The organism is Mycobacterium sp. E796, assembly GCF_001672815.1.
Taxonomy (GTDB): Bacteria; Actinomycetota; Actinomycetes; order Mycobacteriales; family Mycobacteriaceae; genus Mycobacterium.
The window spans coordinates 1-12,419 of the sequence record NZ_LZKK01000198.1 but is presented as its reverse complement, the minus strand read 5'-3'; the positions used below and the strand labels follow the sequence as shown (position 1 = coordinate 12,419).

General features: G+C 65.8%; 11 protein-coding genes and 1 pseudogene. 5 read left to right on the top strand and 7 right to left on the bottom strand.

The window, feature by feature from the left end; translation table 11 throughout:
* Positions 1 to 5 precede the first annotated feature (5 nt).
* Positions 6 to 2,579 (top strand): sugar epimerase family protein, encoded by a 2,574-nt coding sequence (locus A5706_RS14980; RefSeq protein ID WP_068131946.1) that lies wholly within the window; start codon positions 6 to 8, stop codon positions 2,577 to 2,579.
* 37 nt (positions 2,580 to 2,616) lie between these two features.
* Here the strand turns inward: A5706_RS14980 and A5706_RS14975 are convergent, their stop codons facing one another.
* From A5706_RS14975 to A5706_RS14965, 3 genes are all read right to left on the bottom strand, one after another.
* The gene (locus A5706_RS14975) at positions 2,617 to 3,849 is read right to left on the bottom strand and encodes a cytochrome P450 (RefSeq protein WP_082964395.1); all 1,233 of its coding nucleotides are present in this window, start codon (positions 3,847 to 3,849) and stop codon (positions 2,617 to 2,619) included.
* A 74-nt stretch (positions 3,850 to 3,923) separates the two neighbouring features.
* Entirely contained in the window at positions 3,924 to 4,232 is a 309-nt protein-coding gene (locus A5706_RS14970; RefSeq protein ID WP_068131943.1) for a DoxX-like family protein, read from the bottom strand.
* A gap of 26 nt (positions 4,233 to 4,258) precedes the next feature.
* The gene (locus A5706_RS14965; RefSeq protein WP_068131940.1) at positions 4,259 to 5,104 is read right to left on the bottom strand and encodes an SDR family oxidoreductase; all 846 of its coding nucleotides are present in this window, start codon (positions 5,102 to 5,104) and stop codon (positions 4,259 to 4,261) included.
* Between the two features lie 176 nt (positions 5,105 to 5,280).
* On the opposite strand from A5706_RS14965, the gene A5706_RS14960 reads away from it, so the two are divergent.
* Positions 5,281 to 5,838 carry a TetR/AcrR family transcriptional regulator gene (locus A5706_RS14960; RefSeq protein WP_231985306.1) on the top strand — a complete coding sequence of 186 codons (558 nt, stop codon included), beginning with the start codon at positions 5,281 to 5,283 and terminating at the stop codon, positions 5,836 to 5,838.
* A 174-nt stretch (positions 5,839 to 6,012) separates the two neighbouring features.
* On the opposite strand, the gene A5706_RS14955 is transcribed toward A5706_RS14960, so the two are convergent.
* Positions 6,013 to 7,212 (bottom strand): cytochrome P450, encoded by a 1,200-nt coding sequence (locus A5706_RS14955; protein WP_068131933.1) that lies wholly within the window; start codon positions 7,210 to 7,212, stop codon positions 6,013 to 6,015.
* A gap of 296 nt (positions 7,213 to 7,508) precedes the next feature.
* On the opposite strand from A5706_RS14955, the gene A5706_RS14950 reads away from it, so the two are divergent.
* Entirely contained in the window at positions 7,509 to 8,192 is a 684-nt protein-coding gene (locus A5706_RS14950) for a TetR/AcrR family transcriptional regulator (RefSeq protein WP_068131932.1), read from the top strand.
* Between the two features lie 29 nt (positions 8,193 to 8,221).
* Here A5706_RS14950 and A5706_RS14945 read toward each other — a convergent pair whose 3' ends face one another.
* Positions 8,222 to 8,848, bottom strand: a complete 627-nt coding sequence (locus A5706_RS14945; protein WP_068131930.1) for a TetR/AcrR family transcriptional regulator — start codon at positions 8,846 to 8,848, stop codon at positions 8,222 to 8,224.
* Between the two features lie 94 nt (positions 8,849 to 8,942).
* Between A5706_RS14945 and A5706_RS14940 the strand changes: the two genes are divergently transcribed.
* A complete protein-coding gene (locus tag A5706_RS14940; RefSeq protein WP_068131929.1) occupies positions 8,943 to 10,145 on the top strand; it encodes a cytochrome P450 in 1,203 nt (400 codons plus the stop codon).
* Positions 10,142 to 11,110, top strand: coding sequence for an SDR family NAD(P)-dependent oxidoreductase (locus A5706_RS14935; protein WP_082964392.1), 969 nt, complete (start codon positions 10,142 to 10,144; stop codon positions 11,108 to 11,110). The genes A5706_RS14940 and A5706_RS14935 overlap by 4 nt, the downstream gene beginning before the upstream one ends.
* Before the next feature lie 3 nt (positions 11,111 to 11,113).
* On the opposite strand, the gene A5706_RS14930 is transcribed toward A5706_RS14935, so the two are convergent.
* Positions 11,114 to 11,968 carry a hypothetical protein gene (locus tag A5706_RS14930; protein ID WP_068131924.1) on the bottom strand — a complete coding sequence of 285 codons (855 nt, stop codon included), beginning with the start codon at positions 11,966 to 11,968 and terminating at the stop codon, positions 11,114 to 11,116.
* 40 nt (positions 11,969 to 12,008) lie between these two features.
* A pseudogene (locus A5706_RS14925) lies at positions 12,009 to 12,419 on the bottom strand (hypothetical protein); the annotation flags it as partial.

Genomic DNA, 12,419 nt, shown 5'->3' with positions numbered 1-12,419 from the left:
GCTCCGTGAGAGTTGCGGTCACCGGGGCCAGTGGAGTGCTCGGCCGCGGCGTCGCCGCCCGATTGCTCAGCCAGGGCCACCATGTCGTCGGCGTCGCCCGCCGCCGCCCCGAAAGCTGGTCGAGCGCGGCGGAATTCGTCGAGGCTGACATCCGCGACGCGGAAGCGGTCAAGCGCGCTATCGCCGGTGCGGACGTGGTCGCGCATTGTGCGTGGGCGACCGGCAGCGAGCAGGTCAACATCGGCGGAACGCTCAACGTTGTCGAGGCGATCGCCGAAACCGGAATCCGGCGCATCGTTTTCCCGTCGTCAGCGCACGTCTACGGCGGCGGAGAGGCGCCCAAGACCGAGCACGACCCGAGAACCCCCGTCAGTGCCGACGGCCGGCACAAGGCCCGCGTCGAACAGCTGCTCGAGGATTCGGGCCTGGAATGGGTCGTCATCCGCTCCGCGCTGATCCTCGGCCGGAGCGTCGACAACTGGGTTCGCCGGATATTGGCGTTGCCGGCGTTTCCCGGCGCAGCGGCCGATCGTCCCATCCAAGTCGTCCACCTCGACGACGCGCTCCGGGTGTTCAATCGGGCGATCGTGGACACCGAAGTCGGCAGTGGTCCGGTCAATCTCGCCGCACCGGGTGAACTGACCTTCCGGCGGGTGGCCGCGGCACTCGGACGCCCGATCGTGTGGCCGGGCATCCGACCCGCCGAGCTTCAGCTCGTGCAGAGTGCCCCGTTCATGGATACCGCGCGGTTGCGCCAACAGTGGGAGTTCCGGCCGGCGTGGAACTCCGCCGAGTGTGTCGAGGATTTCGCCGTCGCGGTGCGCGGCCGGGTCACAGTGGGCAAGCGGGTGGTCTCGCTGCCCTGGCGGATGACAAACGTCCAGGACTTGCCCACCGTGGACGCCCCGAGCGAGGACGGCGTGAAACCCAATTGGGCTGGCCCGGCAGGGGATAACGGGGAGTTCGACACCCCTATCGATCCGCGCTTCCCCACCTTCCTGGCCACCAATTTGTCGGAGGCATTGCCCGGCCCGTTCTCTCCGGCATCGGCCTCGGTGACCGTGCGCGGGCTGCGCGCCGGCGGCGTGGCCATCGCCGAGCGGCTGCGGCCCGGCGGAATCATCCAGCGCGAAATCGCGATGCGCACGGTCGCGGTGTTCGCCCACCGGCTCTACGGCGCCATCACGTCTGCGCATTTCATGGCGGAAACGGTGCCCTTCGCCAAACCCGCGACGATCGTCAGCAACAGCGGATTCTTCGGCCCAAGTATGGCGTCGCTGCCCATCTTCGGAGCCGAGCGCCCGCGCTCCGAAACCGGCCGGCTGCGAAGGCAACTGCGGACCGTCCGCAACATCGGCGTATTCGGCGTCAACCTGATCGGCCTGTCCGCCGGATCGGCCGATGACACACACGAATTCGTCGCCGATGTCGATCGCCTGGAACGCCTCGCCGGCGACGACGTCACACGGCTCGACGATCGCCGGCTGCTGAGCCTGATCGCGTTGGCGCGGGACGAGGTGGTGCACGGCTGGGTGCTGGCCTCGGCCTCGTTCATGCTGTGCGCCGCGTTCAACGTGTTGTTGCGCGGTTTGTGTGGGCGAGACACGGCCGCACCCGCGGGACCGGAACTGGTGAGCGCCCGCTCGGTCGAAGCGATGCAGCGGTTGGTGCTTGCCGCACAGCGCGACCCGAAAGTGACTGCGCTGCTTGCCGAACCGGGGGAGCGGCTGGGCAAGCTGGCGGTCGAGGCGCCCGAGTTTCACGCCGCGGTGCTGGCCGAGCTGGCACTGATCGGGCATCGCGGCCCGGCCGAACTCGAGATGCGGTCGACCAGCTACGCCGACGACCCCGAGTTGCTCGTGCGCATGGTAACCCGGGCGATGAGCGCGCCTCCGGCGCCGCAGCCGGAACGTACCCGGATTCCGCTGCGGGCCAGGCCGATTGCGCGCCTGGCCGGACACCAACTTCGCGATCGCGAAGTCCGTCGCGACAAAGTGGTGCGGGCCAACTGGGTGCTACGCAACCTGATGCGCGAGTACGGGCGCCGGTTGGTCGAGGCCGGAATCTTCCAGACCGCCGACGATGTGTTCTATCTGCTGGTCGACGAGCTCGATGCGCTCCCGGCCGGCGTCGGGGACCTGGTGGCCCGGCGCCGAGCCGAACAGCGCAGGTTGGCCGCTGTCGTTCCGCCGACGGTGTTCAGCGGCAGCTGGCAGCCGACCGAGACGACCTCGGCGGCCCTCACCAGCGGGGACACCCTGCACGGGGTCGGTGTCTGCGGCGGCCGGGTGCGCGGCCGCGTTCGGATCGTGCGGCCCGAGACCATCGACGACCTGCAGCCCGGCGAGATCCTCGTCGCCGAGGTTACCGACGTCGGTTACACCGCCGCCTTCCTTTACGCCGCGGCCGTGGTGACCGAGTTGGGTGGCCCGATGTCGCACGCGGCGGTGGTGGCCCGTGAATTCGGATTCCCGTGTGTGGTGGACGTTGCGGGTGCCACCAAGACTTTGCCCCCGGGCGCGCTTGTCGAGGTCGACGGCACGACCGGCGAAATACAAGTGCTCGAAGTGACCCCTTAGGGGGCTGGGTCTTTTTGGCGTACCGGCAATGTCTACGTCAGGCGGGGGTAAGGCGGATCGGCAAGCGGGTCGGTCCGCGTAGCGAGCTGTGGCGCGACCACTGCGTCGGACCCGCTGGAGTGATTCGGGCGACGCGGGTGACGAGTTGCCGCAGTACGGCTTGGGCTTCCATGCGGGCCAGCGGTGCGCCCAGGCACATGTGGGCGCCGTAGCCGAAGGCGACGTGCGTTCGCGGATCGCGGTCCGCGCGGTACTCATCGGGGTCCTCGAACGCGGTGGGGTCACGGTTGGCCGCGCCGAAGGACAGCAGCACGCGTGATCCGGTGGGGATGGTGACGTCGGCGATGCGGTAGTCGGCCCGGGTGTAGCGGTAGAGGTTCTGGATGGGAGTCGTGACGCGTAGCTGTTCCTCCACGGCGAGGGGGATGAGGCCGGGGTTGGCGCGGATCAGGTCGTATTGGTCGGGCCGGCGGGCCAGGGTGTCGAACATTCCGCCCAGGAGGTTGGTCGTGGTCTCGTTGCCGGCGATCAGCAGGTGGATGGCGATGAGCAGAAGCTGACGGTCGGTGAGGCTGCCGTCGGTGTTGTGCTCGAGAAGGCGCCCGAGCACGGTGTTGGACCCCTTGAGTCCGCCCGCGGCGAATTGGCTTGTGAAGTAACGCTGTAACGCCACCATCGCCGACATCGTCCTGGCCGCGTCGACGACACCGGACAGCGTGGGCGTCAGCTCCATGACTCCCACGGCGCGTTCGGACCAACGACGAAAGTCGCCGACGTCGGTGTCGGGTATTCCAAGGATCTGGGCGATCAGGCTTATCGGCATCGGTATGGCCAAGCGCTGTACGACATCGCAGCCCGGGTCGTTCAGCACGTCGGTGACGAGGTCGGCGGCCAGCTTCTCAATCATCTCCTGCCAGGACTTCATGGCGCCCTTGCTGAATCCCGGCTGTACTTGCCTGCGTAGCCGGGCGTGTTCTTCGCCGTCGGTGACCACTGCCAGCGGGCCCGAGATCCTCAGGCGGGTGACCCCTTGGGCGCTGGTGACCTGGTCCGTGTCGCGCAACGCGGCCCGCACGTCGTCGAGGCGGCTGAGGATGAAGGTGGCGCGCCTGGGGTTGTAGTGCACGCGGCCGCTTCGGTGCAGGGCGCGGTACGCGTCGTACGGGTCCGCGGCGGTGGCAGCGTCCTGCGGGTCATAGTCGGTGTTGATCGCACCGGTCCAGCCGTCGTAGCCGCGCCGACGAGTCCGGATGGCGGCGGCGACATTCATCCGCACGAGGCTGGCGACTGGTTTGAGGGTTTCGGCCGCCTTGTGGGCGGTGTGGCTGACCGACACTGTTGTTCCTATTCTGGGCGACCGTCGCCGCGTCGCGCGCGAAGTTGCGTGCGAACGATGCTGATCGTCAGGTAGGTGATGTAGCAAGCGGACAAGACGGCCGTTGGTCGACGCGAGTGCGAGCGCAACATGAGAACTCCGAGCGCCGTTTCGATCGCGCCGTTGACGTAGGTGAAAGCGCGAGCGTGATTGGGGAAACCGAGGCGATTGAACGGATCGAAGATCCGCGGAACGAGGAAGTGCGCCACTCCGATCAGGCCGGCCAGGAGGCCGAGCGCTCGGCGTGTGCGTGCGCTGCGGGCGTCAATGTCCGCCATGGCACTATCGTCCTTCTGTGCGGGGGCTACGTGTTGCGGGCCGCTAGCGGAATCATGTTCTTGAGCGTGAACGCCGCCAGGACGCCACCGTCGCAAGCGATGTCCACACCGGTGAGGTAGCCGGGCTTGGTCGAAGCGCAGAAAGCCAGCACCTCGGCGACCTCCTCGGGCTTTCCAAAGCGCTTCAAGGCAGCCATTTTCACCATTGCTCCGGACCCGGCTCGCTCCTCCAACCTGCCCATCTCGGTGTCGATGCTGCCCGGAGAAACCGAGACGATGCGGGCACCGCGGCTGCCGAATCGGGCCGCCTGAGAGGCGCTGTACCACGTCACGAAGTTCTTGCTGATGGAGTACGCCAGACCGGGGCGGATCCCGGCTGGCACTCTTTTGCAGACGGCGGTCATCTTGGCCATGAAGCGGTCCTCGTTGCGCAGAGCGTCCTTGAACCGTCGCTTGGGGATGAACAACCGAGGGAACACGTGCGCGGCCATGGACGCGACGTTAACGATCGCGAACCCCTCAGACGCCAAGGGAAGAAAGGCCTCGTTGACGTGGACCGTGCCGAGCGCGTTGATCCGGAGGATGTATTCGGCATCGCCCATGCTCGGACTGACGCCGGCCGTGTGGATCACCGAGGTCACCGAGCCCAGCGACCTTGCGGTGGCGATCAACTCGGCGACCGACAAGCGGTCCGTGACGTCGCAGTTGACTGCCACGCACTCGATGTCGAGGCTCTGTAATTCGGCTGACGCGGCTTGTAGGCGGTCGGGATTGACGTCGCTGACGACCACCAGCCGGTCTTGCCCGACGATCTTGGCCGCGGCCAGTCCCATGCCACCCGCGCCTCCGGTGATGACGCACAGCTCGCGCATGTATCCACCTTCACGACCAGACGCACGCCGTCGGCGACGACCAGTAACAATTACGAGATAAATTTTCTCGTTAATCGTGACACATCGTGGCGCCGTTGCCTAGACGCGACGTCGGGCAATTGCTCTAGGTTCTGTGTGTGAGCCAATCTCGGCGGGGACGACCGCGGAGCGCGGCTGTGCACGAGGCGATCCTTGAAGCCACCCGGTCGCTCCTCGTCGAAGCGGGCTACAGCGGCGTATCGATGGACAAAGTCGCCGCGGTTGCCGGGGTGGCCACCCAAACGGTCTATCGACGGTGGCCGTCTAAAGGCCCCCTGGTGGCCGAAGCGGTCATGCGGGCCTACGACCAGACCGACTTCACGCTTCCGGATACCGGAGACACGGTCGAGGACTTGAGAACCTGGATGCGCGCGTACGCCGAAATCGGTTCGGCCGCCGAGAATGTCGCACTCGTCCGCGCTCTCGCCGCCGCCGCCGCCGAAAACCTGAGCGACCGCGACACGTTATACCGCCAACTCACCAGCCGTTTCCATGATGCAGTGTCACGCCGGTTACGCGTCGGAATCTCGATGGGCCAAATTCGGGGAGATGCCGACGTCGAAGCTGCCACCGACGCACTAATCGGAGCCACGCTCTACCGCATGCTCAGCGTTACGACATCGGCGGAGGAAACGACCGAACGCTACTACGGGCTGATAGACACGCTGATGTGCGGCCTCTCGCCGCACAAGTGAGCTTTTGGCACCCCACTAGGTTTGGAGGCGCACCGCAAGGCGCGTCGGGCCGCGCAGCGAACTGTTGGACGGCCTGGAGCGGTTCGACAACCTGGAGATCACCGTCCAGAACAGCCTGCGAGTGGGACCCATCGTGTCGCTACGGGGCCTGGAATCTTTGCCGATGCGTCTGAGTTAGATGAACGCGGGCATCGATTCCCAGCCTCGGACAGCCGACGCTGATGACAAGTGCGCGTTCTGGGTGTCGATATCCCACTCGGGGAAGCGCTTGAAGATTTCCTCGAGCGCGATTCGTGCCTCCAGCCTGGCGAGTGCCGCTCCGAGGCAGAAGTGGGCTCCCACGCTGAATGCCAGGTGCTGACGGGGCTGGCGATGGATGTCGAATCGGTCTCCGTCAGGCGGGAATTGGCGATGGTCGCGGCACGCCGATGCGATCAGCGGCATCATGACGCTGCCTTCGGGCACCGTGTGGCCGTACCACTCGGTATCACGGGTGACGTAGCGGGCGAGGTGCGGTACGGGGGATTCGTAGCGCAGCAGTTCCTCGATCGTCTGTGGTATCAACCGATGGTTGACCGCGATTTCGCGCCGCTGGTCGGGATGGTCGGCGAGAACTTTTCCGGCCCAGCCGAGGAGACGGGTGGTGGTTTCGTTGCCTGCCGAGGCGACGAGTCCTATGTAGAGCAGGATTTCGTCGCGGGTCAGCTTTCGGCGGACTCCTGCCTCGTCGTCGAACTCGACGTTGAGGAGTTCAGTCGTGATGTCGTCGGAGGGGTGTTCGGCGCGCCAGTCGAGATAGGCGGCGAACACCTCGTCGTACTGGACGCCTTCCGAGGCCAGGGTCATGGGTTGGCCGGCCTCGGTGAGCAACGCGGCATTCGAGCGTTCTCGTACTTGTTCTTGGTGGTCTTCGGGAATGCCGACCAGCATTCCGATGACTCTCATCGGCATCTGAGCGCCGAGATCGGCGATGAAATCGAAACGTCCAGTGCCGACGAGAGGGTCGAGACACTGTGTGCAAAATGCGCGAATCTTGTCCTCGAGGTCGGCGATCTTGCGGGGGGTGAACATCCGCGCGAGCAATTTACGGTGGATGTCATGAACCGGTGGGTCTTCGAAAACGATGATGCCGGGCGGTATCTCGATGTTGGCCTTGATCACTTCGAGGATCATTCCGCGGGCTGAACTGAACGTGCCGGTGTCGACAAGCGCACGACTCACGTCCTGGAAACGACTGAGCGCATAGAAATCGTATTGCTCGTTGTAGTACAGCGGCGACTCCTCGCGCAGCCGCCGGAACACTGGGTAGGGATCGGCCAGAAGTTCCACATCGTAGGGGTCGTACCGAATGTCGTTGACCTCAGTTACGGTCATGGCCCGTCCTCCTGGTGCAGTGGAACCTGCCGCGATCCCTCGATGTATCACAGCAGACCTAGCGCCAACTGACAAGACAAATCGGAGCTGAATGTCGCGTCATCGTAGACTGTTGCGGATTCGGGCGGCGTGGTGGAGGAACTCCTGCGCGGCAGTGGCCTACTTCTTCTTGAGATTTCGTACAAATGACACGTGTGAAGCGACAAGATACCGTTGACCGCGGCCTCAGTTCGCAATACGGTTAGCTGCAGGTTGTCGCGTCAAACCGAATTGGAGCACGATGATAGGCCTTGCCCTTGCGTAGCCATGGATGGTCGGGCCACACGCCGGCTTCCGATGAGGAAGCCGTCAACAGGATTCTGGACGCGGTTGACTCCTTGGTTGCCGAAGGCGGATCGGCCATCCGCATCAGCGACGTGGCCCGCGTTCTGGGAGTAAGCCGGCAGACCATCTACCGTTACTTTCCTGGGGCTGAAGCGCTTCTGGTCGGCAGCCAGATGCGTTCGGCTAACGGCTTTCTCGATCGTTTAGCCGATCACCTGCGTGGTTGGACAAATCCGGGGGCTGCCGTCGTCGAGGGTGTAGCATTCGCGGCCGAGGAGTTCGCCGACGACCCGCTGATGGCGCGCGTCCTAGACGCACGGTTACCGGGCGGCACGTCGGCCTCGTTCACCGCCGGTGCGGCATTTGGTCTCGGACGAGAAATGTTCCGACGATATGACGTCGACTGGGCCGCCCACGGCTTCGACCACGCCGCGATCGACGACCTCATCGAACTCGCTGTACGCACACTCCAGTCGATTCTGCTCGATCCTCCCGAGCGGCCACTCAACCCAGTGGCACTCCGCAGGCTCGTGGGCAGATGGCTTGGACCGGCCGTCCTCTACCACCAGCTGACCCGCGACATCGATGCACTAACCGCTCTCACGCATGCCAGCCAACTGGCTTCCAGCGCTCGCGGATCAGTCAAATTGGCGTGACAAGAGCACATCCAGCCACCCGGAGCCAGCTAGAGGCGCCAGCTGCTGGGCTCTGAGATGCGCAGGGCCGCACCGGCGGGCAGCTGCTTCGGCTCGGCGATCGAGATCGCCTCGAGGATGAGGGCAACGTAGCGTCGCCACCCGTCGCTGTCCGAATCCATCGTCGGCAGAACCGCATAGAGCATCGCGATCAGGCGCGGAAGGTCCTCGGCAACTAGGTCGGCGCGAACCAGCGCGACTTCTTGACCGCGCCGCACAAGCTCGTAGAGTGCCTGGTTAAGCGAGTCCGAAATGTCGGGGGTGAGCGACCCCGCCCGGTGCGCGGCGGTCAGCAGGTGACGTTCACGGGCGCCGAGTCCGATTGCCGCTTCGATCAATTGGTTGAGGCCCTGCAACGGGTCGTCCACGCGCCGAGCGTCTTCGATCGCCGGCGTGAGATCCTCCGCGACGCTTTGATCCAGGGCCGCCCGCAGCAGGTCGGCCTTGGCCGGGAACCTGCGGTAGAGCGTTCGTTCGCCGACCCCGGCACGACGGGCGACGGCTTCCATCGGAGCGTCAGGCCCGAGTTCGCCGTAGACGGCCCGCGCTGCGCGCAGGATGCGCGCCGCGTTGCGGGCGGCGTCCGCCCGCAACGGCCGGTCCTCGACCGCGGTCATCTGCACAGCCTAACTGACGGTTGACTGCCAACTGCCCCGGTTCTACGCTCCGTATAACTGGCAGATAACTGACACTTAGGGCGGAACCGCGGATATGTCAATGATTTCCGAGACGGACCTTCCCGTCATCCCGGCTCGGCGTGCTGCCCATTGCCCACTCGCGCCGCCACCCGAGTTCACCGAGTGGCGCAACGAGCCGGGGTTGCGTCGTGCGATCTACCACGGCCAGCCGGCCTGGGTGGTGAGTCGCTATCAGGACATCCGGGCGGCATTGCTCGACCCGCGCCTGTCCGCGGACACGATTCCGGCCTCCTTGAAGCCCGCCAGCGAGGACAACACCGTCCCGGTGATGTTCCCCCGGGTCGACGACCCCGAGCATCATCGGTTGCGGCGCATGCTGACCAGTGATTTCACCTTTCGGCGTTGCGAGAGGATGCGACCGCAGATTCAGGAATTGGTTGACCGACACCTCGACGAGATGATCGGCAAGGGCCAGCCCGCCGACCTGGTGCGTGACTTCGGCCTGCCGGTGCCGTCACTGGTGATTGCGCTGCTGCTGGGTGTGCCATCCGAGGACCTGGGGTTCTTTCAGCACCATTCCACGCTTGGGCTGGAGTGGACGACGACCGACGAGCAGCGGGCGGAATCCTTCGGGGCGATGTACGCCTACATCCAGGAACTCGTGGATCGCAGGGCGGATGATCCGAGCGATGACCTCATCGGCCGCCTGGTTACCAACTACGTGGCGACCGGCCAACTGACCCGCGAGACCGCGGCGATGACCGGTGCGGTCATGATGCTGGCCGGCCACGAAACCAGCGCCAACATGATTTCGTTGGGAACTGTTGCGCTGCTTGAGCATCCCGATGTCTTCGCACGGCTCGGCGAGACCGACGATCGTGCCGTGGTCGCGAACATCGTCGAAGAGCTGATGCGCTATCTCAGCATCGTGCACAGCCAAGTGGACCGGGTGGTAACCGAAGACATGACTCTCGGCGGTCAGACGATCCGCGCCGGCGATATGGTCGTCATGAACTTGCCCGCCGGAAACTGGGATAGCGAATTCGTCGACAACCCCGACACTTTCGACGTCCATCGGAACACCCGCGGACACATCGGATTTGGCTACGGCGCACATCAGTGCATCGGAGCGAACCTCGCCCGCGTCGAGATGCAGGTCGCGTTTGCCACCCTGGCACGCCGCCTGCCCGGCCTGAAGTTGGCGGTACCACCGGACGAGCTGAAGTTCAAGGAGGCAGACATCTACGGCATGAAAGAACTTCCGGTCAGTTGGTGACCAACGCGCTGCGGTTCGACGAGCGGGTCGTCGTGATCACGGGCGCCGGCGGCGGCCTGGGGAGGCAGTACGCGCTGCTGCTCGCGTCACGCGGCGCGCGCGTCGTCGTCAACGACACGGGTGGGTCGGTGACCGGGGATGGCTCCAACGGTGAGGCCGCACAAACCGTCGTCGACGAGATCCGCGAGCGGGGCGGGGACGCCGTCGCCGACGCCCACAGCGTGACGAGTCCCGAGGGCGGACAGGCGATCATCGACACCGCGCTGCGCGCCTGGGGACGGGTGGACATCGTGATCAACAACGCCGGAATCGTCGGTGACGCGCCGTTCGCCGACATGACCGCCGACCGACTCGAACCGCTCATCGACGTGCACCTGAAGGGCGCGTTCCACGTGACGCGGCCCGCATGGAACATCATGCGCGAACGGCGCTACGGCCGGATATTGAACACCTGCTCGGCCGCGGGAATGCTTGGCGCCGAACGCATGAGTAACTACGGCGCGGCGAAGACCGGGTTGATCGGATTCACCCGGGTGCTGGCGGCCGAGGGGGCGGCCCACGACATCAAGGTCAACGCCATCGCGCCGATCGCCTACACCCGGATGCTGGCGCGCGAAGTCGAGCACGCGGCCGGCCAGCAGGACGACCAAGCAGCGCAGGCGGTCTTGAATGACCTTGTGAGCCAATACCTTCAGAAACTGGACCCCGCGCTGGTGGCGCCGGTGGCGGCCTTTCTGGTGCACCGCGAGTGCCCCGTTTCCGGCGAGATCTACACGGTCGGGGCCGGGCACGTCGCCCGTTTCTTCATCGGCAGGACACGGGGTTTCTACCGCCCCGGGCTGTCCGTCGAGGACGTGCGCGACCACCTCGCCGAGATCCGCGACGAGGCCGGCTACACCGTCCCGGGCGGGCCTGCGGACGAGATGACGGAGCTGTTCGCGGCCGTCAGCGACCGCTCGGGCTAAGAGTCACGCGGGCTTCCGGAACTGGCGCCAGACCACAAAACCGATGGCCACCACCACGCCCGCGATCAGACCGAACAGCACGGTCTGCAGGGCATCGATCGCGAACCAATTAGGGTCGTACGAGTCTGCGCCCTGGACACACTCGAAGTCCACATCGGTTCCCGACTGGCCGGGCTTGTAGCTGTAATTCGAGGTGTTGTACGTCAGCTGGTAGCCGCTGTCACACACAATGGGGCTCGTCCACAACGCGGTCGACGGCATCGACGCGGTCAGCGCCGCGGCGCCGCCGACGCAGAGACCGATGGTCCCGGCGATCGCCCCGAAACGGTTGGCCCAAACGAGGCCGCGACGTTCGCGCCGGCCGCCGAACGTGGCTTGGCGCCTCGAGCTGACCTGTTGCGCAAAGCCCGGCGGCGGTCCCATGAAGGCCGGCGGGGTGTACTCCGGCGCGGCGCCCTGCCCGGAGTACACCACCGAGTGCCCCACCTTGAACGTCGCTTTGCCGTGCTTGAAGATGTTGTCGATCTGCTCCTCGGACAGGCCCGCCTGGGCCGCGGCTTGCATGAACGCCGCTCGATGCTGAGCCATCTCGGGCGCGGAAGGGCCGCCGGGGCCGGCCGGACCACCGGAGCGCAAACCCTCCCACAACGACTCCGCGTACTGGCGGGCGCGATCGTCGTCACCCTGGCTCGCACCCGTTTGCACGGAGAAGAACGAGGGTGGCTGCCCCTCGGCGCGGTTCTGGCCGGCGGCCGCCTTGGCCTCGGCCAGTTGACGTTCCAACTCAGCGATGCGCTTCTGCTCCGCGAGCTGACGCTCCAGGTCGGCGATGCGCTTTTCGGGATCGTCGGGGTCCATCGGCAAATGGTCCCACGCCGAAACCGCGGTTGCAGCAAATTCAGCAGCCGAACGCCGCTCCGACCCCGTCCGGCGGTGGCACCGGCTTGAGGCACCCGAACGGCTGGATGCCGGCGGCGGCGAACCGCACCGCCGACTGATGGGCGTAGTTCACGCAGACGAGGCCCGAATCGTCTGCGCGGCAGCGGTAGTCACCGAACGACAACGAATCCCCGTTGGCCAGTTCGGGGCCGTTGCCGTTCAGGAACGGACCCGGATCGGCGCGAGCCGACCCCACCTGGAGGTTCGTCCCGTCGAAGTCCACCCAGCCGCCCTTCCAGTCGCCGTAGGCCGTGTCCGGGCGGGGCGGGGGATTGGTCAGGGCCACCAGACACGCCAGCGCGGCGCCGGTGTGCTTGGAATCGGTCATGCACGACACCTTGCCCCCTTGAACGGTCAGGGCGACGTCGTT